General features: G+C 43.9%; 24 protein-coding genes. 8 read left to right on the forward strand and 16 right to left on the reverse strand.

The annotated features are described in order from the left end of the window. Positions 1–20: 20 nt before the first annotated feature. The 6 genes from hscB to trmJ form a co-directional block, all read right to left on the reverse strand. A complete protein-coding gene (gene hscB, locus L4D05_RS15840) occupies positions 21–536 on the reverse strand; it encodes a co-chaperone HscB (protein WP_428752744.1) in 516 nt (171 codons plus the stop codon). A 49-nt stretch (positions 537–585) separates the two neighbouring features. Beyond that, on the reverse strand, positions 586–909 hold the full coding sequence (gene iscA, locus L4D05_RS15845; protein WP_265676082.1) for an iron-sulfur cluster assembly protein IscA: 324 nt from the start codon (positions 907–909) through the stop codon (positions 586–588). Positions 910–965: 56 nt separating this feature from the next. Beyond that, the gene (iscU, locus tag L4D05_RS15850; protein ID WP_265676083.1) at positions 966–1,346 is read right to left on the reverse strand and encodes a Fe-S cluster assembly scaffold IscU; all 381 of its coding nucleotides are present in this window, start codon (positions 1,344–1,346) and stop codon (positions 966–968) included. A gap of 33 nt (positions 1,347–1,379) precedes the next feature. Continuing rightward, positions 1,380–2,594, reverse strand: a complete 1,215-nt coding sequence (locus L4D05_RS15855) for an IscS subfamily cysteine desulfurase (RefSeq protein ID WP_428752746.1) — start codon at positions 2,592–2,594, stop codon at positions 1,380–1,382. A 29-nt stretch (positions 2,595–2,623) separates the two neighbouring features. Beyond that, positions 2,624–3,130, reverse strand: coding sequence for a Fe-S cluster assembly transcriptional regulator IscR (iscR, locus tag L4D05_RS15860; RefSeq protein WP_265676085.1), 507 nt, complete (start codon positions 3,128–3,130; stop codon positions 2,624–2,626). A 112-nt stretch (positions 3,131–3,242) separates the two neighbouring features. Then, a complete protein-coding gene (gene trmJ, locus L4D05_RS15865) occupies positions 3,243–3,974 on the reverse strand; it encodes a tRNA (cytosine(32)/uridine(32)-2'-O)-methyltransferase TrmJ (protein WP_428752747.1) in 732 nt (243 codons plus the stop codon). Positions 3,975–4,151: 177 nt separating this feature from the next. Here trmJ and suhB point away from each other — a divergent pair, with 177 nt between their 5' ends. Further along, positions 4,152–4,955 (forward strand): inositol-1-monophosphatase, encoded by an 804-nt coding sequence (gene suhB, locus L4D05_RS15870; protein ID WP_265676087.1) that lies wholly within the window; start codon positions 4,152–4,154, stop codon positions 4,953–4,955. Positions 4,956–5,144: 189 nt separating this feature from the next. Here the strand turns inward: suhB and secF are convergent, their stop codons facing one another. The 5 genes from secF to queA form a co-directional block, all read right to left on the reverse strand. Next, positions 5,145–6,092: a protein translocase subunit SecF gene (secF, locus tag L4D05_RS15875; protein WP_428752749.1), complete on the reverse strand. Its 948-nt coding sequence runs from the start codon at positions 6,090–6,092 to the stop codon at positions 5,145–5,147. A gap of 9 nt (positions 6,093–6,101) precedes the next feature. Beyond that, positions 6,102–7,958, reverse strand: a complete 1,857-nt coding sequence (secD, locus tag L4D05_RS15880) for a protein translocase subunit SecD (protein ID WP_428794584.1) — start codon at positions 7,956–7,958, stop codon at positions 6,102–6,104. Positions 7,959–7,980: 22 nt separating this feature from the next. Next, positions 7,981–8,310, reverse strand: coding sequence for a preprotein translocase subunit YajC (gene yajC, locus L4D05_RS15885; protein ID WP_265676090.1), 330 nt, complete (start codon positions 8,308–8,310; stop codon positions 7,981–7,983). Between the two features lie 170 nt (positions 8,311–8,480). Continuing rightward, a complete protein-coding gene (gene tgt / locus L4D05_RS15890) occupies positions 8,481–9,614 on the reverse strand; it encodes a tRNA guanosine(34) transglycosylase Tgt (RefSeq protein WP_428752751.1) in 1,134 nt (377 codons plus the stop codon). A gap of 169 nt (positions 9,615–9,783) precedes the next feature. After that, on the reverse strand, positions 9,784–10,836 hold the full coding sequence (gene queA / locus L4D05_RS15895; RefSeq protein WP_428752752.1) for a tRNA preQ1(34) S-adenosylmethionine ribosyltransferase-isomerase QueA: 1,053 nt from the start codon (positions 10,834–10,836) through the stop codon (positions 9,784–9,786). Between the two features lie 258 nt (positions 10,837–11,094). Between queA and L4D05_RS15900 the strand changes: the two genes are divergently transcribed. Then, a complete protein-coding gene (locus L4D05_RS15900; protein ID WP_428794585.1) occupies positions 11,095–11,562 on the forward strand; it encodes a CBS domain-containing protein in 468 nt (155 codons plus the stop codon). Positions 11,563–11,693: 131 nt separating this feature from the next. Here the strand turns inward: L4D05_RS15900 and L4D05_RS15905 are convergent, their stop codons facing one another. After that, the gene (locus L4D05_RS15905) at positions 11,694–12,599 is read right to left on the reverse strand and encodes a hydrogen peroxide-inducible genes activator (RefSeq protein ID WP_428752754.1); all 906 of its coding nucleotides are present in this window, start codon (positions 12,597–12,599) and stop codon (positions 11,694–11,696) included. Positions 12,600–12,786: 187 nt separating this feature from the next. Here L4D05_RS15905 and L4D05_RS15910 point away from each other — a divergent pair, with 187 nt between their 5' ends. The 4 genes from L4D05_RS15910 to L4D05_RS15925 all read left to right on the forward strand — a co-directional run bounded on the left by L4D05_RS15910 (position 12,787) and on the right by L4D05_RS15925 (position 16,061). Continuing rightward, a complete protein-coding gene (locus L4D05_RS15910) occupies positions 12,787–13,395 on the forward strand; it encodes a peroxiredoxin C (RefSeq protein WP_250618263.1) in 609 nt (202 codons plus the stop codon). A gap of 230 nt (positions 13,396–13,625) precedes the next feature. After that, entirely contained in the window at positions 13,626–14,387 is a 762-nt protein-coding gene (locus L4D05_RS15915; protein WP_428794599.1) for a copper homeostasis protein CutC, read from the forward strand. Between the two features lie 66 nt (positions 14,388–14,453). Then, positions 14,454–15,404 carry a LysR family transcriptional regulator gene (locus tag L4D05_RS15920; RefSeq protein WP_428794586.1) on the forward strand — a complete coding sequence of 317 codons (951 nt, stop codon included), beginning with the start codon at positions 14,454–14,456 and terminating at the stop codon, positions 15,402–15,404. A 174-nt stretch (positions 15,405–15,578) separates the two neighbouring features. Further along, positions 15,579–16,061 (forward strand): hypothetical protein, encoded by a 483-nt coding sequence (locus L4D05_RS15925; protein WP_428752757.1) that lies wholly within the window; start codon positions 15,579–15,581, stop codon positions 16,059–16,061. Positions 16,062–16,133: 72 nt separating this feature from the next. On the opposite strand, the gene phoU is transcribed toward L4D05_RS15925, so the two are convergent. The 4 genes from phoU to L4D05_RS15945 are packed head-to-tail and all read right to left on the reverse strand — an operon-like array spanning position 16,134 to position 21,570. After that, complete coding sequence (phoU, locus tag L4D05_RS15930) at positions 16,134–16,835, reverse strand: phosphate signaling complex protein PhoU (RefSeq protein WP_265676098.1); 702 nt, start codon at positions 16,833–16,835, stop codon at positions 16,134–16,136. 15 nt (positions 16,836–16,850) lie between these two features. Then, a complete protein-coding gene (gene pstB / locus L4D05_RS15935) occupies positions 16,851–17,669 on the reverse strand; it encodes a phosphate ABC transporter ATP-binding protein PstB (RefSeq protein ID WP_428752758.1) in 819 nt (272 codons plus the stop codon). A gap of 2 nt (positions 17,670–17,671) precedes the next feature. Beyond that, positions 17,672–19,318 carry a phosphate ABC transporter permease PstA gene (pstA, locus tag L4D05_RS15940; protein ID WP_428794587.1) on the reverse strand — a complete coding sequence of 549 codons (1,647 nt, stop codon included), beginning with the start codon at positions 19,316–19,318 and terminating at the stop codon, positions 17,672–17,674. A 20-nt stretch (positions 19,319–19,338) separates the two neighbouring features. Continuing rightward, entirely contained in the window at positions 19,339–21,570 is a 2,232-nt protein-coding gene (locus L4D05_RS15945; RefSeq protein WP_428794588.1) for an ABC transporter permease subunit, read from the reverse strand. 205 nt (positions 21,571–21,775) lie between these two features. On the opposite strand from L4D05_RS15945, the gene ppk1 reads away from it, so the two are divergent. Together ppk1 and ppx are read left to right on the forward strand one after the other, a co-directional pair. Beyond that, positions 21,776–23,848, forward strand: a complete 2,073-nt coding sequence (gene ppk1, locus L4D05_RS15950; RefSeq protein WP_428794589.1) for a polyphosphate kinase 1 — start codon at positions 21,776–21,778, stop codon at positions 23,846–23,848. 13 nt (positions 23,849–23,861) lie between these two features. Beyond that, on the forward strand, positions 23,862–25,367 hold the full coding sequence (gene ppx, locus L4D05_RS15955; RefSeq protein WP_428794590.1) for an exopolyphosphatase: 1,506 nt from the start codon (positions 23,862–23,864) through the stop codon (positions 25,365–25,367). Positions 25,368–25,388: the final 21 nt, after the last annotated feature.

Raw genomic sequence — 25,388 nt, forward strand, 5'->3', positions numbered from 1 at the left:
AATATCCTTGGAGGCTGTCATTAGCCAAGCAATTTTTCTTCTAACTGTTCAATTTCGTTTTGTAGCTTGGCGATAAATTTGAGTTTTCGAACGCTGTCTGCAGCGCTATCCCAACGAGCCTGTTCCAACTCATGAGTTAACTCGGTTAGATGCTCGTTAAACATTTTGCTTACCTGACGTTCAAAGTCAAAAAGTTCTTCTTCTGCATTCGCTGAACTTGCTATGTCTTCGAGTGTTTCGCGAAGTTCCATTTGTTCCATAAGAAACATAGGGTCTTGAAGGGTTTTATGCTCGCCGCGAATATCGATACCATTTTCGGACAGTAAGTACTCTGCTCGAGAGATGGGACGTCGCAACACTTCATACGCATCGTTAATCTGCGCCGCCTTTTGCACCGCTAATAATCGGTCTCGCTCGGAAGCTGAGGCAAAATTATCGGGGTGAAAACGCTTTTGAAGCTCAAGAAACTGGGAAGAAAGAAGGCTACCGTCCAGAGAAAACTGAACAGGTAGCCCAAAAAGATCAAAATGATTCATATCGTATGACTCGTATTATTGGAGCTCAGAGTACTGAGCTCCTTATCGGTTAAACGTTGAAACTTTCACCACAACCACACTCGCCTTTTGCGTTAGGGTTGTTGAATTCAAAACCTTCGTTTAAACCTTCTTTTACGTAATCCAATTCTGTTCCATCTAGATAGACAAGGCTTTTAGCATCAATGATGACTTTTACACCAGCGTGTTCAAATACCTCATCACCATCGTCTAGATCATCAACGAACTCAAGCACGTACGCCATTCCTGAACACCCAGTGGTTTTCACACCCAAGCGTAAACCAAGGCCTTTACCACGGTTATCGAGAAATGTTTTTACGCGACTTGCTGCTGCGTCTGTCATGGAGATGGCCATACTACAACCTTATCTTTTAATCTATTGAATCAATTTTTTAGGTATTAACCTAGAATTTAGTCGTGCTTTTTCTTGTAGTCAGCAACGGCAGCTTTAATCGCATCTTCGGCAAGGATAGAGCAGTGCACCTTAACGGGTGGCAACTCTAACTCGTCTGCAATCTCTGAATTCTTAATTGCTGCTGCTTCGTCCACTGACTTGCCTTTCACCCACTCAGTCACAAGTGAACTCGACGCAATAGCTGAACCACAGCCGTAGGTTTTAAACTTAGCATCTTCGATAATACCTTCCGGTGTTACCTTGATTTGCAGCTTCATTACATCACCACACGCTGGAGCACCAACCATGCCGCTACCGACGTTTGGATCATTCTTATCAAATGAACCTACGTTACGTGGGTTCTCATAGTGATCAATTACTTTTTCGCTGTAAGCCATAATATTTTCCTCGAATCCTCTATATCCTTGAGATTAGTGGTGTGCCCACTCAACCGTATCTAGGTCAATCCCTTCGTTATACATATCCCATAGAGGAGACATGTCGCGTAACTTGTTCACTGCTGTTTTGATTTGCTCAATGGCATAATCAATTTCTTCTTCTGTCGTAAAGCGACCAAAGGAAAAACGTACAGAGCTATGTGCAAGTTCATCATTTAAGCCGAGTGCTCGAAGCACATAAGAAGGCTCTAGGCTGGCAGATGTACATGCAGAACCCGATGAAACTGCAAGATCTTTCAATGACATCAGTAGTGACTCACCTTCAACAAAAGCAAAGCTGATGTTCAAGTTATGTGGGACACGCATGTCTAAGTCGCCATTAACTGTCACGGCTTCAAGACCTTTCACACCAGCATAGAGACGCTCGCTCAGTGCTTTTGCATGCTCGTAATCTTTCTGCATATCTTGTTTAGCAATAGCAAACGCTTCGCCCATACCCACAATTTGGTGAGTCGCTAATGTGCCAGAGCGGAAACCTCGTTCGTGACCGCCACCGTGCATTTGCGCTTCTAAGCGAATGCGTGGCTTACGACGGACGTATAGTGCGCCGATACCTTTAGGGCCATAAACCTTGTGTGCAGAAAGCGAAATTAAGTCCACTTTCATTTCTTGCACATCGATAGGCAATTTTCCCGCTGATTGAGCAGCATCAACGTGAAAGATAATCTTTTTGCTACGACATAACTCTCCCATCGCAGCAATGTCTTGAATAACACCGATTTCGTTATTTACATGCATGATAGACACTAATACAGTATCTTCACGCATCGCCGCTTCTAGCTTAGCAAGATCGATGATACCGTTTGTTTCTGGCTCTAGGTAAGTAACCTCAAAGCCCTCTCGCTCTAGCTGGCGGCATGGATCCAAAACGGCTTTATGTTCAGTTTTGCAGGTAATAACGTGCTTACCTTTCTTGCCATAAAAATGTGCTGCACCTTTAATCGCAAGGTTATCTGATTCTGTTGCGCCCGATGTGAAAACAATTTCACGAGGGTCTGCATTCAGCAAATCTGCAATTTGCTCACGTGCATTATCTACTGCTTCTTCTGCCTGCCATCCATAACGGTGCGAACGTGACGCTGGGTTACCAAACGTTCCGTCCATTGTCATGAATTTCACCATCTTATCAGCAACACGAGGGTCTACTGGACAAGTGGCAGAGTAGTCTAAATATATAGGCAGTTTCATTCTTTACTCCAATGTAAAAGCAACACTACTTACGAGCGAACATTAATGCCGATGGGGGCAGCGTTATTATTTTTTCTGGAAAACCCATTATTGACCGTAAGATCTATGTCTTGACGGTCTGAAATTTCAAGGACTTCATTATCAACCATCAACTCACCAAGAGTGATATTGTTTAGGAAGTCGCTAATACGAGAACTTAAATCTCGCCATAACGTGTGAGTGAGACAACGAGTACCGCCTTGGCAATCACCTTTGCCAGCGCATTTGGTTGCATCGACCGACTCATCCACAGCGGCGATAACCGTACCAATGGAAATGTCGGCGCCGTCAGTACCTAGGCGGTAACCTCCACCTGGACCACGGACACTTGAGACTAGTCCGGCTTTACGCAGTTTAGAAAACAGCTGTTCTAAGTAAGAAAGGGAAATCCCTTGACGCTCAGAAATATCGGCCAGCGGGACTGGGCTTTGCTGTGAGTGCAGCGCGACATCGAGCATCGCTGTTACTGCGTATCTTCCTTTTGATGTTAATCTCATATCACACGTTTCCACATTGTCTTTGTGGAATCAATTTTTTCATACCTGACTATTTTAATCAAGTATTTATTTGACCAAAATAGTCAGGTATTCACCCACACACTTAAGGTGGTTATTTTTTGCCCGCGAGCATTCTATCAATAGATGTCAAAATACCACGCAAGGTATTGATTTCTTGCGATTCAGGACGTGCCCTACTAAATAGTCTACGTAGCTTATTCATGACAAGGTTAGGCTTATCCTTAGAGATGAACTGGGTATCCGTAATCACATTTTCAAGGTGTTGGTAGAATAATTCCAACTCTTTATGGCGCGGATAATCAGGTTCATCTTGAGCAGGATACTGCTGGCTCTCTCTATCTAGGTGAGCAACACGAACTTCGTAGCTTAACGTTTGAACCGCCATCGCTAAATTCAACGAGCTGTATTCAGGATTAGCTGGAATGCAGGTATGAAAATGACACAGCTGCAGTTCATCATTAGTAAGACCAGTACGCTCGCGTCCAAAGACTAACGCTACTGGGTGCTTTTCACCTTCAATAGCAAAACGTTGTCCACATTCACGTGGCTCAATCATAGGCCAATCTAATGTGCGAGAGCGTGCGCTTGAGCCCACAACCAACCCACAGTTTTCGACCGCTTCTTCTAAAGAAGAGACAATTGTTGCGCCCAAGGCGATATCACTCGCACCTGCGGCTAACGCGACAGCTTGCGCGTCTACTTCACATTGAGGATCAACTAACACCATCTGGCTTAATCCCATGACTTTCATCGCACGAGCTGCAGAGCCTATATTTCCAGAATGAGAAGTTCCGACGAGAATGATCTTAACGTTGTCTAGCATTGTCAAATAGCACCAAGATTACAAAACCGCCGAATAATAACATAAACCTGACTAAAATAGTCAGGGTCTTTTTATTCACACGAATGACAGGACAAAAAATAACCACTTCCCTTTTCCCCAATCTTTGATATACTCGCCGCCGCTTTTTGTTCTTTAACATCCGTTGGGAAAATTCGTATGCATCCAATGCTAAATATCGCTATACGCGCTGCGCGTAAAGCTGGCAACCATATTGCTAAATCACTTGAAAACACTGACAACATTGAGTCAGTACAGAAAGGCACTAATGACTTTGTTACTAACGTAGACAAAGAAGCTGAAGCACTCATTATCCATACTATTCAAACTTCTTACCCTGAGCACAGCATTGTTGCTGAGGAAAGCGGTATGATTGAAGGTAAAGATAGTGATGTTCAATGGATCATCGACCCACTGGATGGCACCACTAACCTTATCAATGGTCTACCACACTTCTGTGTTTCTATTGCTGTTCGTATGAAGGGCAGAACAGAAGTTGCATGTGTTTATGACCCAATGCGTAACGAGCTATTTACTGCACAACGTGGTTCTGGCGCTCAACTTAACAACGCTCGTATTCGCGTAACGCCTCTAAAAGATCTTAAAGGTACCATCATCGGTACTGGCTTCCCTTACAAGCAAAAGCAGCATTCTGAAAGCTATTTCAAAATCATGTCTTCAATGTTTGTTGAGTGTTCTGATTTCCGTCGTACTGGTTCTCCAGCGCTTGACCTTTGCTACCTAGCTGCTGGTCGTGTCGATGGTTACTTCGAACTAGGTCTTAAGCCTTGGAACATGGCTGCTGGCGATCTGATTGCTCGTGAAGCTGGCGCGATTGTCACTGACTTTGCTGGCGGCACCGACCACATGAAGTCTGGCAACATCGTTGCGTCTAGCGCTCGTGGTGTTAAATCCATGCTTAAGCACATTCGTGAAAACTCAAATGAAGGTATGCTTAAGTAATTTCGCATTACTTAGTATTCACTGCATTTCTCAAATCCCAGCCTTAAGGCTGGGATTTTTTGCATCTAGCATTAAGAAATATTTCACTTAAATAACTGTCTCGTCCTCAAAGTGTAAACACATTTCAGGACGGGACAAAAAAAAAGGCCGCTCATTTTGAGCGGCCTTTTTGATAGCAATCGAAAATACTTATGGCATTTCGTCTAGCTCTTCGCCTTCTTTCTCTATTTGCGTTGGCATTAGGTGTTCACGTTGAATACCCAGTTTCAGCGCCAGCGCTGAAGCAACATAAATAGAAGAGTAAGTACCAACCGTGATACCAAGCAGTAGTGCAAGTGCAAAACCATGTATCATTGCACCGCCTTGCGTAAACAATGCGATGACTACGAACAATGTCGTACCCGAGGTAATTAACGTACGGCTCAATGTTTGTGTGATTGAGTTATTCATCACCTCTGACGGCTCACCTTTACGCATTTTTCGGAAATTCTCACGAATCCGGTCAAATACTACAATCGTATCATTGAGGGAGTAACCTACAACGGTCAGCAACGCTGCCACTATGGTTAAGTCCACTTCAATCTGCAGTAAAGAGAAAATACCTAGGGTAATAATAACGTCATGAGCCAAGGCCATTACAGCACCAGCAGCAAGACGCCATTCAAATCGTATAGATACGTAAATCAAAATACAGATTAGGGAGACTAAAATCGCTAGACCACCAGCCTCTGTGAGCTCATCGCCGACATTCGGGCCGACAAACTCGATACGACGCATCTCAACGCTTTCACCTGTTCCTTGCTGGATCGCGCTTAAGATTTGGTTACCCAACGCTTCTGCTTGCACTCCATCACGTGGGCGTAGACGCACCATCACATCACGTGAAGAGCCAAAGTTTTGTACCGTTGCATCGCCAAACCCTTCCGCATCCAATGCACTTCGTACATCTTCAAGATTAGCTGGTTGCTCGAAACCCACTTCAATCAGCGTACCGCCGGTGAAGTCTAAGCCCCAGTTCAGCCACTTAGTAGACAGGGTAAATATTGCAGCAGCAATCATCGCAATGGAAAACATGAATGCTACTTTTGACCAACGCATAAAGTCGATCGTTTTGTCTGCTTTCATTATCTCAAACATAACTATTTCCTAGATCGACAGTTTCTTAACACGTTTTCCGCCATATACCAGATTCACTAAGCAGCGAGTACCAATAATTGCAGTAAACATTGAGGTAATAATACCGATTGAAAGTGTCACAGCGAAGCCTTTGATAGCACCCGTTCCGACAGCAAACAATATAATAGCGGTAATAAGCGTGGTGATGTTGGCATCGGCAATGGTACTAAATGCATTGGCGTAACCTTGATGGATCGCTTGTTGAGGATTACGGCCCTCTTTTAGCTCTTCCCGGATCCGCTCAAATATAAGTACGTTCGCATCTACCGCCATACCGACGGTCAGTACAATACCGGCAATACCTGGAAGCGTCATTGTCGCGCCGGGTATCATTGACATCACACCAATAATTAGGACGATGTTAGCCATTAATGCACAGTTAGCGAATAGACCAAAGCCACGGTAGTACACCAAAGTAAAGAGCATCACAGCAATCATACCTGTGATACACGCCATGATACCCATATCGATATTCTGCTGACCCATTGATGGACCAATAGTTCTTTCTTCAACAATCGAGATAGGCGCAATCAACGCACCAGCACGAAGCAATAATGCTAAGTTATGCGCTTCAGCAGCAGAGTCGATACCTGTAATACGGAAGTTACGACCTAGCGCAGACTGAATCGTAGCTTGGTTGATAACTTCTTCATGCTTATCGAGGATGACCTTACCTTCAGGTGTGCGTTTACCACTGTCCTTGTACTCTGCAAATACCGTCGCCATCAGCTTACCGATATTTTGACGAGAGAACGCCGCCATTTTGTTACCACCTTCACTATCAAGTGAGATGTTTACTTGTGGGCGACCATATTCATCCGCACTTGAACTCGCATCAGTAATGCTTGCTCCACCAAGGATAATACGTTTTTTCAGAACGGCAGGACGACCATCTCGGTCAAACTTGATTTCACTGCCAGCAGGCGCTCGGCCACTAGCAGCTGCGGCTAAATCTGCACTACTGTCAACTTCGCGGAATTCAAGTGTCGCGGTTGCACCAAGAATTTCTTTGGCTCGAGCAGTATCCTGAACACCAGGCAGCTCAACCACAATACGACTTGCGCCCTGACGCTGCACCAAAGGTTCAGCAACACCGAGTTCATTCACACGATTTCGTAGAATAGTGATGTTTTGTTCAACAGCGTAATTACGTATTTCTTGCAGGCGAGTTTCTTTAAAGCGAGCAACAATAGCAAAGCGACCGTTTGAGTCTGAATCAAAAAAGTCCATATCAGGGTGTTGCGATTCAAGTACGGCTTTGGCTTGTGCCAATTGCTCTGCATCACGAAGTAGGACTTCTACCCCATCTTTACCAGAGGGACGAATAGAACGATAGCGAATGCGGTCTTCACGCAATTCACTTCGAAATGCTTCTTCTTGTTGTCCAACCAACTTTTCCATCGCAGCGTCCATGTCAACTTCCATTAAGAAGTGAACACCACCACGAAGGTCTAAACCCAGCTTCATGGGCGCGGCACCAATAGCTTCTAACCAATGAGGTGTCGCAGGCGCTAAGTTAAGAGCAACAATGGAATCTTTGCCTAACGCTTCGCTGATCACGTCACGTGCACTAATTTGAGTATCAGTACTGTTAAAACGAACTAAGATAGAGCCGTTTTCTAAGGCAATAGACTTATGAGAGAGCTGCTCTTTATCGAGAGCTTGAGTGACAGTATCCAGCGTCGACATATCAACAGAGGCGCCACGCGCCCCTGTAATTTGAATAGCCGGATCTTCACCGTATAGGTTGGGAAGCGCATATAATGCTGCGATAGCAATGGCGAAAATCACCATTAAGTACTTCCACAGAGGATAACGGTTTAGCACAGCGAGGATCCTTTAGCTGTTTTTATAGAGACTTCAGCGTACCTTTTGGTAGCACTGCAGTGATGAAATCTTTCTTGATAACCACTTCGTTGTTATCGTTTAGTGCGATAGCAATGTAGTCGTTGTCTTCAGCGATCTTAGTAATTTTACCGATTAAACCACCGTTAGTCAGAACTTCATCGCCTTTGCCCATCGAAGACATTAGGTTTTTATGCTCTTTTGCGCGTTTTGCTTGTGGACGGTAAATCATGAAGTAAAAAATTACCGCAAACATACCAAGCATAATTAACATTTCAAAACCACCACCTTGTGGAGCGGCTTCAGCAGCGTAAGCTGAACTAATCAAACTCATTGGAAAACATCCTCGTTAAATGTAAATACATATCCAAAATTGGGCTATCCCCTTATCTTTTCAAGAAGCAAACCGTAACTCAATGTTTCTTCGCCTGTTCAGAGCACAAAAAGTGTGACCCAGCGCTAGGATTTGTTACCAGTTGCAAGGATAGCCTTAAAATTAACCAACTATTTCATATCAATTGGTATTACTTCGCGATCGCGACGTGCGTAAAACTCTTGAACAAATTCATCAAAACGATCTTCGTCAATCGACTTACGGATACTTTCCATCAGACGTTGATAGTAACGAAGGTTATGAATGGTGTTCAGGCGTGCACCCAAAATTTCGTTGCAACGATCAAGATGATGCAAGTACGCTTTTGAGTAATTCTTACAGGTGTAACAATCACATTCAGGATCCAGTGGCGTAGTATCCGTTTTGTGCTTTGCATTACGGATTTTGATAACGCCGCCAGTCACAAACAAGTGACCATTACGTGCATTACGCGTTGGCATAACGCAATCGAACATATCAATGCCGCGACGAACACCTTCAACAAGATCTTCTGGTTTACCTACGCCCATAAGGTAGCGAGGTTTATCTTCTGGAAGTTTAGGGGTTGTGTGCTCGAGAACGCGATGCATATCTTCTTTAGGTTCACCTACCGCTAAACCACCAACCGCATACCCGTCGAAGCCAATATTCGTTAAGCCTTCAACTGAAACGTCACGTAAATCTTCGTAAACGCCACCTTGAACAATACCAAACAACGAATTCGTGTTCTCTAGCTTATCGAAGTGGTCACGAGAACGTTGTGCCCAACGTAGTGACATTTCCATGGATTTCTTCGCTTCATCATGCGTAGCAGGATACGGCGTACACTCATCAAAGATCATTACAACATCAGAGCCAAGGTCTTTTTGAATCTCCATTGACTTTTCAGCATCCATGAAGACTTTGTCACCATTTACCGGACTACGGAAATGAACGCCTTCTTCTGTGATCTTACGCGTTGCGCCTAAGCTAAAGACTTGGAAACCGCCTGAATCTGTCAAGATTGGACCTTGCCAGTTCATAAAGTCATGCAAGTCACCGTGCAGCTTCATGATTTCTTGACCAGGACGAAGCCAAAGGTGGAAAGTATTACCAAGCAGAATTTCTGCTCCAGTATCTTTAACCTCTTCCGGCGTCATGCCTTTCACAGTACCGTAAGTACCCACTGGCATAAATGCAGGGGTCTGCACTGTCCCACGTTCAAACGTTAATTGACCACGACGCGCGTGACCATTTTTCTTTTTAAGTTCGTATTGTAATTTCACGAAGCCTCCAATTCGCCAGAGACACAGTCTGACTCAATATCAAAACGCACTAACAAGCGTAGCTTGTCGCACTCGATTGCGCCGACATTTCTGCCAAGCGCTTACTGGTATTCCTTACCTAAACTCTCACTGGCTCCTTGAGTGAAATTAAACCTCTTGATGCCGCTCGTTAGTTTACTTTTTTGGTAATAAACATCGCATCACCGTAGCTAAAGAAACGGTACTGGTTATCTACGGCATGCTGATAAGCCGCCATCACATTCTCATAGCCAGCAAATGCGCTCACTAGCATGATCAACGTCGATTCTGGCAAGTGAAAATTGGTAACTAGGCAGTCAACAACTTGATATTCATAGCCTGGGAAGATGAAAATTTCAGTATCGCCAAAAAATGGCGCGAGCTCTGTCCCTTTCGCTTTAGCATCTTGGGCTGCACTTTCTAAAGAGCGTACCGATGTTGTTCCAACCGCAATCACTCTGCCACCATTCGCTTTGGTTTCAGCAATGGCTTTAACCACTTCATCGGTCACTTCAACATATTCGGAATGCATGTGGTGATCGTGAATATTATCGACACGAACAGGTTGAAAGGTGCCCGCTCCAACATGCAAAGTCACGTAAGCGAAATTCACGCCTTTCGCTTTTATATCCGCCAAGACTTTATCATCAAAATGAAGCCCTGCAGTTGGGGCTGCGACAGCCCCCGGTTTCTCATTGTAAACGGTTTGGTAGCGCTCTTTATCAGTATCCTCATCAGGACGATCAATGTAAGGAGGTAATGGCATGTGACCGATGTCGTTTAACACTTCCAACACCGTTTTCTCTGATTGAATTTCAATTTCAAACAGGGCGTCGTGTCTTGCTACCATGATAGCTTGATAGTCGTCGTTTTCACCAAGAAGCAGCTCTGTGCCTACTTTCGGTGATTTCGAGCAACGTACATGAGCCAATAGACGCTTATCATCAAGCATACGCTCAACCAACACTTCCAACTTACCGCCAGACGCTTTGCGTCCAAACATTCTCGCAGGGATAACTCGAGTATTGTTAAACACCAGTAGATCACCGGGTTGAACAAGGCTGGCAATATCAGTAAAGGTTTTATCAGCCACTTCACCTGTATTACCAGTGAGCTGTAATAATCGGCTCGCACTACGTTCAGCGGTGGGATAACGAGCAATGAGCTCATCAGGTAGGTCGAAGTGAAAATCTGAAACTTGCATAACACCCATCTTTGTTGATCTATGACATAAAGAACGAAAAATTTCGCAGCCGCTAAGTATAGGCTTACAGCATGGAATAGCAAGTTGAACAAGGTTAATCGTGTTGTATTTTTAAGCAAATTATCGCCACGTGACAATCACTACAATTTTGCGATCCATTTTTAATGATTCGCATCAAAAAATGACCGAGTTCTCAACTTTATTGCTGCGATAATTCTATAGTTAAAATAGACAATCAAAATGAGTTGGAGGCCCTCTATGATTAAGGTCGAAGATATGATGACCCGCAACCCTCACACCCTTTTGCGGTCTCACTCCCTTGCCGATGCCAAGCACATGATGGAAGCGCTCGATATCCGGCATATCCCTATAATCGATGCCCATAAACAACTATTAGGTATCGTATCTCAGCGCGATTTACTCGCGGTTCAAGAATCCATCTTGCAACGCATTCCTAGCGATCAATCTTACACGCTCTCTACACCTATTAGCGATTTCATGCACGTTAACATCATGACCATAGAGCCTAGAGCAGGTCTTCGTGAAAGTGCCATGTACATGCAAAAACACAAAGTTGGCTGTTTACCAGTCGTTAAGAAAGGAGAATTAGTCGGAATTATCACAGACAGTGATTTTGTCGCAATTGCTATCAATTTACTGGAATTACAGGAAGAAGCAGAACCAGAAGAAAGGGATGTGGAGCCAGTACAAAGCGTCACTGAATAAAGGTAATGTACGCTTTATACTGAGTAAGCGAGTAAGCTGGTAAACGAGATAAGTAGGTAAATAGGTTGGTATATCCTTATGCCAACCACGCTCACGTAAATACGCATCTACGTGAGCATGCATTACTGCGTTTAAAGCAGTTCAGATACCACATCGGCAAGGTGCATAAATGACTCACGCCTTGACGAACTCGGTCTCCACACTAAACCAATCTCTCGATGTGCTTGCTGGCCTGGTGGTTCTATGACGATTAAATTTTGATTGTCTAGCAAACCATGTTCAATCGCCATTTGCGGTATAAACGTCGTCCCTAAACCGTTGGCAACCATTTGCACTAAGGTATGCAAACTGGTGGCGCTAAATGGGTTGATTTTTTCCTTTTTTGTCAGCTTACAAGCCGACACCGCATGCTCTGTTAAGCAATGCTCATTTTCAAGTAGAAACACCGACTCATCGGGAAGATCATCATATTTAATTGGCACCTGAATGCGATCAGCCTGTGTTCTGCTGATCACCATTTTAAAAGGGTCCTGTCCAACAATACAGCGCTCCATATTGCCGATTTCCATCGGCAGCGCCAAGATCAAAACATCTAATTCGCCATGCTTTAATGCCGCCAGTAAATTCGAAGTCGTATCCTCTCTGAGCAATAAATTGAGTTGCGGATAGCGTGCGTTCACCTCTTGAACTAAATCACACAGTAGAAAGGGAGCTATGGTGGGGATACACCCCAGCTTAATCTGCCCTTGCATCGCATCACCTTGACAAAAATCGCCCAGCTCTATCAAATCCTGCCCTTTCGCTAGCAGCTCTCTTCCTTGCTTGACAACCATCTCCCCTGCTTGAGTGAACACTAACGGACTTTTCTTATCCTTTTTTTCATAAAGAGGACAACCAATTAGCTCTTCAAGGTTTTGAATCCCCTTACTTAAGGTCGATTGACTTACAAAGCAACGCTCGGCCGCCTCACTAAAATGCCGAGTTTCACTGAGGGTCACTAGGTAATGGATCTGTTTTAAACTGGGCCATTTATTCATATTTACTGCCTACTTTTTTCGCTGCATTCAAAAAAGGAATGAGCAAGAACGACTCATCGTTTTTTTCGATTAAATCAATCTATTATTTTCGCTTTTTTCAATACTACAATGTGTACTATAGTTTGTCTCGTACAAACACGGACCAAACCGAACACGGTTTGAATTAACCTATTTTAGGAGCAAAAAAATGGTACTAGTTGGTCGTCAAGCCCCAGACTTTACTGCAGCAGCTGTTCTTGGTAACGGCGAAATCGTTGATAACTTCAACTTCGCTGAATTCACTAAAGGTAAAAAAGCAGTTGTTTTCTTCTACCCACTAGATTTCACGTTCGTTTGCCCATCTGAGCTTATCGCGTTTGATAACCGTCTAGCTGACTTCCAAGCTAAAGGCGCAGAAGTTATCGGTATTTCTATCGATTCTCAGTTCTCTCACAACGCATGGCGTAACACTGCTATCGAAGATGGCGGTATCGGTCAAGTTAAGTACCCTCTAGTTGCTGATGTTAAGCATGAAATTTGCAAAGCATACGACGTAGAGCACCCAGAAGCTGGCGTTGCATTCCGTGGTTCTTTCCTAATTGATGCTGACGGTCTTGTTCGTCACCAAGTAGTGAACGACCTTCCACTTGGCCGTAACATTGATGAAATGCTACGCATGGTAGACGCACTAAACTTCCACGAGAAGAATGGTGAAGTTTGTCCAGCACAATGGGAAGAAGGCAAAGCAGGTATGGACGCATCTCCAAAAGGTGTTGCAGCATTCCTATCTGAGCACGCAGAAGACCTATCTAAATAATTGAAACCTTCCGCCCCATGCTCACGGGGTTGTTGGTTGGAAATAATAAAGCGGAAACCGCAGCCAATCATTGAAGAGAATTTCAGTTAGCCGAATCCAAGCCCGAGTTTTTACTCGGGCTTTTCTCATTTATTGCTTAGCGATAATCATCACCTGCTAGTATCTCCACCGCGAGAAGGCTATATTAATTGTCTATCGAATTTGTGGACCATGCTATGACCAGTCAACCAATGACCTATCAACTTGAAGTTTGTATCGACAATATTGAATCGCTACAGTATGCCGTAGAAGGCGGTGCAACTCGCATAGAGCTTTGTTCCTCTTTGGCTCTAGGCGGCCTTACCCCAAGTGCTGGGTTTATGATGCAAGCCGCTAAACTGAGTCAAGTCCCCGTTTACGCCATGATTCGCCCTCGACAAGGTGACTTTCTCTATAACCAACAAGAAATTGACGTCATGGCGCAAGACATCATCATTGCCGCCAATATGGGCATGGATGGCGTAGTATTAGGGCTCTTAACACACGATGGTCACCTCGATTTAGAGAACTTGAACAGACTGGTTTCACAAGCTCAACAACTCGGCTTAGGCGTCACTTTTCATCGTGCTTTTGACCAATGCGCCAATGCTAAAGACGCTCTTGAACAAATTATCACTCTTGGCTGTGAACGAGTACTCACTTCAGGACTCGCGAACTCCGCACTAGCGGGTATAGAGTGTTTAAGCCAGCTGCACCTTCAAGCAAAAGGTCGTATTAAGATTATGGCTGGCGCGGGTATATCGCCTGATAATGTCACACACATCATTCAAACAACTGGTATCACAGAGCTACATTTATCAGGTAAAGCCATTCGAAATAGCCTCATGTCGTTTCATGCACCACAAGCCAAAATGGGTGCTGAAAATACCGACGATTATGCGCTACCAATTACCGATACAAACACAATTACCAATATGGTAACTATGATTCGCGCGGCTGTATCCCTAGATTAAGTAGAAGGGTGCTTAGTCCACTATACTGACAATTTCAGCACTGACTACGCATGAGATAAGACAACGATGCCACATCAAAATTTTTATAACATCGATCTTAATTTGCTTCGCACCTTTCTGGTACTTATGCAGGAAAAAAACATGCGTAAGAGTTCTGAACGCCTGTTTGTTTCTCAACCTGCCATTAGTCAGACCTTACAAAAGCTTAGACACCACTTTAACGACGAACTGTTTGTTAAAGTAAGGCACGGATTAGAACCAACACCATTTGCTCAAAACCTTGCACGAGCGATTAGCCCACACTTAAATAACCTAGAATCCGCGTTAGGAAAGCTCCATGAGTTCTCGCCTAAAGAACTCACTGGCACCATGAAAATCGCCTTATCTCCCCATATCCTCTCTACGATTACCGGAACGCTGTTCACAGCACTGCGTGAAGATGCACCCCACCTCAATATTGAGCTGGTTAACTGGGGCCACAATACCAACGAGGATATTCAAAGGGGGGATGTTTTTTATGGGGTACATTATGATTTAGATGGCATTTCAAAAGAAATTTGCCGAACTCAGTTAACAGCAATAGAGGGTAGAGTCATTGTTAGAAAGAACCACCCTGTACAACAAAATATCACGACACCTCAAGCTTTCGATGGCTTTGAGATAGCGTCTCAACTTCTTCCAGGCTTCAATGACAATGTCTGCATTGCCGCTAATATTCTTAATTCTCTTGGTTGTAAAACTCGTGTGGGTTTTCGCTCAGAAGTACTCTTAGCGCTTATCGACGTTGTTCGAAATACCGATTTTGTCCTACCTCATTCAAACCTTTTTCCAATCAAGCACTTTCCTGAGCTTCGCGCTGTCACTATTCTCCTTAACGATAAAATCCCCCGTTATGACCTGTATAGTTACACTCATAATAAGGACCGCAATGCGCAAACTAAAAAATGGTTAGACTCCGTCATGACGAACGCCGTTGAACAGCAAATTTCTTTAAACTCCGCATTACATTGCCAGTAAGTCGGAACGACACACCCCTACTCCACGCCGTCTGGTCATATCTGTGCCTTATTACACTCATAAGCAATACTGTTTAGTTTCATCAAACCCAGCGATTTACACTACGTCTCACCTTCTGCTTAAGTCAAAGGAACGACAAGAAGTTAAGTCTTATTTACTTACGTGGTTAATCTTATGATGAAAAAAACTTTACTCGTTACCAGCCTACTCGCCGTCCCTTTTGTCACTAATGCTCATAGTATTCAACTCTCCCCGGAGCTAAAAATTGGCGCCTATCGAGGCGCAGGCATTCAAGTTGGCCTACCTAATACGTTAGGCTTTGATGCTGTGTTTTTTGACTATGGGCAAACTCGCTACGCTAGTAATGTCTATGACGAAACGTTGCATAGCTACCGAGTCGGCCTCCAGCAAATGTTTGGTCAAGCTGCCGCTCACGGATTTCAGGTAAGTATCGGTGGTGTGCAATATGATGGTAGTAAGAAAGAAGAGAGTCGCAGTGCGACAGGTGTTAGCATTGGTGCTAACTACGTCTATCAGATTACGGATAATCTAGGGGTCAGAACGGGACTTGATATCAATGTATTCGATAATCAGCAAACCTACATCCCAGCGGATATCTTATCAAACTGGAATTTAGGTTTTATTCTACGCTTCTAGCATTACAGCTATCACCACCTCTAGCTCATAGTTCGGGCTAGAGGTGGTGAACTATCCGATAATATTTGGCAATTATGAGTTAAGTAAATCGTCAATGCTCTGCTCGCCAAGGTGGCGAACATCTTTTCCTTTCACAAAATAAATAATGTACTCACAAATATTCTGACAACGATCCCCGACTCTTTCAATTGCTCTCGCCGACCACATCACTTGCAGTACGCTTGGAATATTCTTCGGGTTTTCCATCATATAAGTCATTAGCTGACGAATCACAGCCTCATATTCAGCATCAAGCTTATCATCTAGCTTATACGCCTCTGCCGCCGCATCAACATCCATGCGAGCAAACGCATCAAGCACTTGATGTAACATACTGATCGCTTGACGACATAGTGGCTCTAGAGAGACATGAAAGCTTTGCTCTTTGGTCGAAGGCGTTTCGATAGCGACTCTCGCAATACGCGCAGCAACATCACCAATACGCTCTAAGTCCGTAATCGTTTTGATTATTGCCATCACTAAACGCAAATCTTTTGCCGTTGGTTGCCGTTTAGCAATAATGCGAGTGCACGCTTCATCAATAGACACTTCCATGGCATTCACTTTATGATCATCGCGAACCACTTTTTTAGCCAGGTCAATATCATCGTTATGCAACGCCTGTAATGCGAACGAAAGTTGTTGCTCCACCAGCCCTCCCATTGTGAGAACGTGGGTACGGATTGACTCGAGTTCCGCATTAAACTGACCTGAAATATGGCGACCAAAGTGCATTTATCTTATGTTCCTTTATCCGTAACGACCAGTAATGTAGTCTTCTGTTTGCTTTTGCAGCGGTGATGTAAAGATGGAATCGGTATCCGAATACTCTACCAGCTTTCCTAAGTGAATAAACGCAGTATGATCACTGACCCTAGCCGCTTGTTGCATGTTATGAGTCACCATCACAACCGTGTACTTTCTCTTTAAGTCGTTAATAAGCTCTTCAATAGTCAGCGTTGAAATTGGATCAAGCGCCGAGGTCGGTTCGTCAAGCAACAATACTTCTGGTTCAATCGCTATTGCGCGAGCAATCACTAACCGTTGCTGCTGACCACCAGATAACCCAAATGCATTTTCATGCAGACGATCTTTCACTTCATCCCATAGCGCAGCAGCGCGTAGCGAACGCTCAACAGCATCATCTAAACTTCGGCTATTGCGAACCCCCTGTAAACGTAAGCCATAAACGACATTCTCATAAATCGACTTTGGAAACGGATTCGGCCTTTGGAACACCATTCCAACTCGTCTTCGTAGTGTCGCGACATCCACTTTAGGGTGATAAATATTGTTGCCATGCAGTCGTACATCCCCTTGCACCGTGCAACCTTCAACCAAGTCATTCATGCGATTCATGCAGCGTAGTAACGTCGATTTCCCACACCCCGACGGGCCGATAAATGCCGTAACCTGTCCCTTAGGAATTCGCATCGAGACATTGTGCAGCGCCTGCGTACTTCGGTAGAACAAGTTCAAGTTCTCTATTTCAATAGCCGTCTGTTCCTCAGTAAGATCATTGACGTCAAGTGGTGTGGGGTAACCTAAAGTTTGATTGATAGAAAACATCGTTAATCTTGTCCTAGTGTTCGGTACTTTTCTCTCAAATTATTACGAATAGCGATAGCCGTTAAGTTCAACCCAACTACCACAGTCACTAATAGAAAAGAGGTGGCGTAAACCAGCGGTCGCGCCGCCTCAATATTGGACGTTTGAAAACCAATATCGTAAATATGAAAGCCCAAGTGCATGAACTTTCTCTCTAAATGAAGAAATGGGAACTGGGCATCAACTGGTAAGCTCGAAGCCAATTTCACCACACCGACGAGCATCAAGGGGGCGACTTCACCCGCAGCCCGAGCGACGGCCAGTATCAGTCCTGTAATAATAGCAGGACTAGCCATGGGTAACACTATTCGCCAAACCGTCTCAAACTGCGTCGCCCCTAAGGCCAATGAACCATGCCTGGCCGATATCGGAATCCGATTTAGCCCTTCTTCAGTAGTCACGATGACCACTGGTAGCGTGAGTATCGCGAGCGTTAAAGCAGACCAAAGTAGTCCTGGCGTGCCAAATGTCGGTGCCGGTAAACGCTCTGCGTAAAACAGCGAGTCTATTGACCCTCCAATCGTGTAAACGAAAAATCCAAGACCAAAAACTCCATAGACGATGGAGGGAACACCAGCAAGATTAATCACACCGACACGAATCAAGCGCGTCAGCCAGTTGTTTTCAGCGTATTCATGTAAATAAAGCGCTACGATCACCCCAAGTGGCATCACTAGTACTGACATAATCAATACCAATAAGACCGTACCAAAAATAGCAGGAAAGACCCCACCTTCAGAGTTAGATTCTCGTGGTTCTTCCGATAGAAACTTCCATACCTGCCCACTCCAATGAGCCAGCTTTTCAGACAGTGTCATCTGGTTAGGGTACCAAAAATCAACAATGCGACTTAGTGGGATCTCGAGTCGTTCCCCCTTCATATCCGACACAACTAATCTCTGGCTATTTAAGGTTTTTCTTAATGTGTCCAATTCCAGCTCATGCTGAGTAAGCTGTTGTTGAATAATTGCTTTTTGTTTTTCGTATTTCGAAAATGCCTCATCGGTTAGTGTGCCATTCAACTCATGTCTACGCTGCTTTAGCCGCATAGACTCCAGTTGATGCCCTAAACCACGTATTCTTCGCTCTATAATCGTATCGATGTCTTGACGAGTCTGCTCTGCTCCTCTCAAAGCTACATTAAGTTGTTGTTGGATATCAGAATCCACGGCACCGTCAGCAGTGCTAAACGCAACAATCTCACCAAAAAAGTTGCCGCCTCTAGAGCGTTCGATAACAACAAGCTCTGCTGGTGTCTGTTGTTGATAGAGCTCAGGCTCAAGCACCGACAAAAAGTCCATTCCATACAAATCGCGATTGGCTATTTTTATGCTCAAGCGCTTCACTTTACCGGATTCAATTATCGATGCTGGCAAAATATCACTGGCATTAGGTATGGTATGCGTCGAGACCCATGTTTCAGAGTACACTTGCCCGATTAAGCGCTCTCCATTGAGATCTTGCCATTGATATAAAGGGGCTGGCCAAAAATACGCTAACCCTTTCCAACCAATTAGCAATAGCAGACCCAATACGGAAATCAGACTAATGCTCACCGCGCCGCCAGTAAGCCAGACCCACGGAGCGCCAGACTTAAACCACTTAAACATAGAGCGCTTCCTTACTCAGCTCACAGTGCACTGTATTTATCCCTCAGTCGCTGTCGCACCCATTCGGCCATGGAATTCACCACAAATGTAAAACTAAACAAAATCAACGCGATTAAAAACAGCAGGCGATAGTGTGTACTGCCGACATCAGATTCAGGCAACTCTACCGCCATAGTGGCAGAAAGGGTTCTCATTCCTTCAAAAATATTCCAATCCAAAATAGGGGTATTACCCGTTGCCATCAGTACAATCATGGTTTCTCCCACCGCTCGACCAAGCCCCATCATTACGGCGGAAAATATTCCAGGACTCGCAGTCAATAGCACCACATACAATAAGGTTTGCCATTGCGTTGCTCCTAATGCCAGAGAGCCATCACATAGGTGTTTCGGAACGGAAAAAATGGCATCTTCAGCAATGGTAAAGATGGTCGGTATCACGGCAAACCCCATTGCAAATCCAACCACCAAGGCATTGCGCTGATCATAATCGATACCATGCTGAGCTAAGTAGACTCTGACATCCCCACCAAATAACCATACCTCCATGTCATAGGAATACGTCATCATTAAATAAATGGCGACTAGGATGACCGGAATTAAGGTGAAAGGATGTAAGCCACTCGGTAATTTTGTCGTTAGCTTCTTGGGAATCAAATACCATACAACACCCGTCGCCAATGATAGCAACGGCAAGGAGATCAGTAACATCATAACGGCTGGTAAATGACTTTCTACAATAGGTGCAAACCACAACCCTGCAAGAAAACCAATAATAACCGTTGGCAGCGCCTCCATCAGTTCAATCGTTGGTTTGACGACCTTTCTCATGCCTGAAGACATGAAGTAGGCGGTATATATCGCACCAAATATCGCTATAGGCACTGCAAACAACATGGCAAATCCGGCAGCTTTAAGCGTGCCAAAAGCAATAGGGACTAAACTAAACTTTGGTTCAAAATCATCATTGGCAGCTGTGGTCTGCCACACAAATTCAGGCTCAGGGTAACTTTCATACCATACTTTTCCCCATAGAGCGCTCCAAGAAATTTCCGGATAGTCATTTTCTATTTTGACCACATGCAGCGCGTCATCAATCAACAACATCGCATAGCGATTATTGCTTGATAAGGTAATACTGTGTACATCCCCACTTGGGAGCGAAATATTTGACAGCGCTCTTTCGCTGGTTGTGTAGCGCCCTTCTAGTTCACCATTGGCGAGCTGGACATAGAAGCCTTTACTCAACGTTTCCGGAAGTACACGCGTAATTGGTGCAGAAAAATCAAACGAACGTATGGGAGTCAGTGTTCGCTCCCTATCCGCCAACACATCAAACCATTGCCAGATCTGTTGGTTTTGATGCTGAATCAGTAAAGAATACGCACCAGAAAGCAGTTCCATATCCACAACAGCTGATTGAGAACCAGCGGACAAATCCACCACCTCTCTCAGTACTAATGCGTTATTCTGCAACACTAATACATACAATTCATTCGCCGCTCGCGCATACACGACACCTGCGCTAGGCGTTAATAGAATTTGCTCTACTTCAGGCAGAACAAAAGCCGTTGTGATGATGTTATTTTGAATCTCTGGTTGGCTATCAAATCGGTTTACAGGCGTCGCAACCGATGTCTGCTCAGTTGTGGCACCACCAATCGCTAATGCATCTTGTATAAGGTGAACGCGCCCCAACCGATCCAGAGTAACGAAAGAGATCATATTATTATTCAATGACGCTGAGACAAGTTCAATCGGTTGATCATCAGTAGTAGCAGTAATCCACTTCATCTCATTTTTCTCAGCCGATACTAGTGTATGGTCACTTCCCTCTTGAGCCATGGAAGGGTCAAAAGCGGTAACCTCATTACTATTTCGAGTCAACGTTAGAAGCTGGGATGAGACGGTGACTGTCTCATTATCATCGGCATAGCGCTCTGTCGAGATCTCTCCTGTCTTCAACGATTTCTGAATAACTAAACCATCTTGGGTATAGAAACGCACATTCTCAGCATTACCATCAACAACCGACGCTATAATAGGGGTACTGATAGTCATTGGGACAGGCTGTGACCAAGTACTGGTCGCACCGGAAAAGATGGGGAGTGTAACAAAAGCTAAGTAAACAAAAATAAAGATCAACCCAGCAAGTACACTGAGACCACCAAACGAGACGATCCCTCGAGCAAGCCGATCTTGAATCTGACGTTTTCGATCTTTGGTATGCAATGAAAAGCTGGCATTTGCCATAATTTACATTCTATCTCTTGATGATGTTTGAGGCTCTAAGGGGAATCCGTCCCACATTAGATTATGGGATAAAATACAAGCTTGCACGAAATGCCTCAACATATTATGTCGTTTACGTGACAATTATATTACACAGACTCTAAGGTACTGAAAACCATCACGTGTCATACGCTTTTATTATCAATAATGGAGAATGATTTATTCTATGAGCAAAAAGAAACTCCATGTCGACAAAGAGCTAAGCTGGCTATCTTTTAACGAGCGTGTCCTTCAAGAAGCCGCCGATAAATCTGTTCCTTTGATCGAAAGGGTTCGATTTCTAGGTATCTTCTCAAATAATCTGGATGAATTTTATAAAGTTCGATTCTCAGCCGTTAAGCGTCGTATCCTATTCAATCCGAAAAATAGTGACAACGATGCCCCCAAACGCTTACTTTCAAAAATGCAAAGTAAAGCTCGAAAGCTAAACCTAAGGTTCGAAGAAATCTATAATTCATTGATTCTAGAAATGACACACGAACAAATCTTCTTTATCAATGAAACCCAGTTGACTCACACTCAACAAATATGGGTTAAAAAGTACTTTAAGAAACAGGTACTTCCTCATTTATCTCCACTGATGCTCAACGATGACGTTGATATTCTGCCGTTTGTAAAAGATGAATATGCCTATATCGGCGTTGATATAAAAGCCGCCGACACCTCACAATATGCTCTACTAGAGATCCCTACCGATCACTTATCTCGTTTTGTCACCGTGCCAGGCCACAAAAGTGAACAACGTCAGACTATCATTTTACTCGACAGTATCGTTCGCTATTGCTTAGAAGATCTCTTTCATGGTTTTTTCAACTACGATGATATCAATGGCTATGCCATTAAAATAACCAGAGATGCGGATTACGATCTAAACTTTGACACCGAACATAACCTATTAGAACAAATGTCTAAAGGCGTAAGTCAACGCCTCTGTTCCATGCCAATCCATTTTGTTTATGAGCAAAGTATGCCCGATAGCATGCTCACTTTTTTCAGAACCAAGCTCAGTATTTCTCAGTATGACAGCCTCTCTCCGGGTGGGCGGTTCCATCACTTTAAAGATTTCATTAATTTCCCCAACATGGGTCATCACTATTTAGAACATAAACCACTCCCTCCCATGCGATGTTCTGACTTTGCTGGCTACAACAACTATTTTGATGCCATACGAGCGAAAGACATTTTACTCTACTTTCCCTATCACTCTTTTGAACATATTACCGAATTAGTTCGCCAAGCATCCTTTGATCCCAAGGTTACTAGCATCAAGATTAATATATATCGAGTAGCAAAAAACTCTCGGCTCATGAACTCTCTGATTGAGGCTATTCACAATGGTAAACAAGTGACTGCCGTCGTGGAGTTACAAGCTAGATTTGACGAGGAAGCGAATATTGAATGGTCTAAAATCCTTACCGACCATGGCGTACAGGTCATATTCGGCGTTCCTGGGCTAAAAATCCACGCGAAGTTATTGCTGATTAGCCGAGTAGAGCAAGAAAAAATAGTCCGCTATGCTCACGTAGGAACAGGGAATTTTCATGAAAGTAATGCTCGCCTCTATACAGACTTTTCGTTGTTGACTGCCGATCAAACCATCGCAGATGAAGTACGTGATGTCTTTGGCTATATCGAAAATCCATATCGCCCAGTGAAATTCGAGCAATTAATTGTCTCGCCACGTAACTCTCGAAAACAGCTTTATCGACTCATCGATAACGAAATTTCCAACGCTTTAGCAGGGCAAGAAGCACAACTAATACTAAAAGTGAATAATCTTACGGATAAAAGGGTCGTCCAAAAGCTCTATCTCGCTAGTCAAGCTGGGGTTATCATCCACATGATTGTTCGAGGGATGTGTTCACTTATTCCAGGACTCAAAGGTATTAGTGACAACATTACTATCATCAGTATAGTTGACCGATTTTTGGAACATCCTCGCGTCATCATTGCACATAATGGCGGAGAACCTGCTGTCTATATATCCTCTGCCGACTGGATGACCCGAAATATTGATCACCGAATCGAAGTCACAACCCCAATTAAGGATGAACGCTTAAAACAACGTATCATCGACATCATCGACATTCATTTTGCCGACAACCTAAAAGCACGCTACATCGATAAAGAAATGAGTAATCGCTATGTTTCTCGTGGTCACCAAAAGAAACTACGTTCACAAACTGCCATTTACGACTATCTTCAACACATAGAGAAGCACACAAAAAAGAACAACTAACAGCGGATAGACCATGCACAATAATAGTCAGGCCATCAAACAAATAGCTGCCATTGATTTGGGTTCAAATAGCTTTCATATGATCGTTGCTAAGGTCATCAATCAAGAGATTCAAATTGTCAGTAGGCACAAGAAAAAGGTTCGATTAGCACAAGGTTTAGACTCAGAGAATAACCTAGATGTAGAGGCTATCGCGAGAGGACTTGAATGCCTTTCTATGTTTGCTGAAAGACTGCAAGGCTTTGATGTGAATAACGTTCGCATCGCTGCCACACACACCTTACGAGTAGCAAATAATACGGCGAGTTTTTTACAGCAGGCCAGCGCTATTCTCCCCTTTCCAATAGAAGTCATCCCTGGCGAAGAAGAAGCAAGATTAATATACGCTGGCGTCGCACACACGCAAACAGAGTCATTATCTAAGCTTGTCATCGATATTGGCGGAGGAAGCACGGAACTGATTATCGGTGAAGCCTTTACCCCTAAGCGACTTAATAGTACCCGAGTTGGGAGCGTCACTTTTACACAAAAATACTTCAAGAGCGGAAAATTAACAGCGGAACAATTTTCCAAAGCCATGTTATCAACGCAACAACACCTTGAAGATTTAGTGCCCTACTATAAAAAAACCAGTTGGGAAATAGCCTTCGGTTCATCCGGGACGATCAAAGCGATCAAAGAGGTGTTGGTCGGTTTTGGTTATGACGACGGCATCATCAAAACCAAACGATTACATAAACTTATAAGTAAACTTTGCGAATTTGATCATATCAATGACGTGACTTTAATTGGTCTAAATAAAGAAAGGCAACCGACTTTTTCCGCTGGTGTAGCAATATTAACCGCCATTTTTGATAGCCTATCATTACAAGAAATGCATTATTCGAGTGGCGCATTACGTGAAGGTTTACTCTATGAAATGGAAGACCACTTTCAACGCTCTGATATCCGAATGCGAACCGCCGAAAGTCTTGCGCTAAAGCACTTTGTCGACACCGTGCATGCCAATAATGTTCGTACTCAAGCGCGAGATCTTCTTTCCCAATTACACGAGACTCTTGAACTTAAAGAAAACCGTCAGCTATATAGCTTAATAGAATGGAGTGCACTACTGCATGAGGTAGGGTTAAGTATCAATTATCAAGCCTTTCACCGCCACTCAAACTATATACTGAAACATGCAACTATGCCGGGTTTCAATAGCGAAGAGCAGTTAGTCTTAGCGACACTGGCCCGGTTTCAACGAAAACCACTTAGGTTAGATGAACTCCCTCACTTTTCTCTATACAAACGGAAACATATAGAAGGGCTCATTCGTATCCTCAGACTCGCGATTATTCTCAACGGACAGCGAAGCGAGACAAAAAAACCATTAATACGAATTGCTGTCACTAAAGAGGCCTGGCTACTCACAAGTGCCAACAAAGACTGGCTGAAAGAAAACAGATTGCTTAACGCCGATCTGCAAAATGAACAGAACTACTGGCGCGAGGTCGGCTGGACACTTAAATACTTCTGATAGTAAGACGCAGCACACGCC

The sequence above is a fragment of the Vibrio nomapromontoriensis genome (assembly GCF_050337205.1).
Classification (GTDB): domain Bacteria; phylum Pseudomonadota; class Gammaproteobacteria; order Enterobacterales; family Vibrionaceae; genus Vibrio; species Vibrio nomapromontoriensis.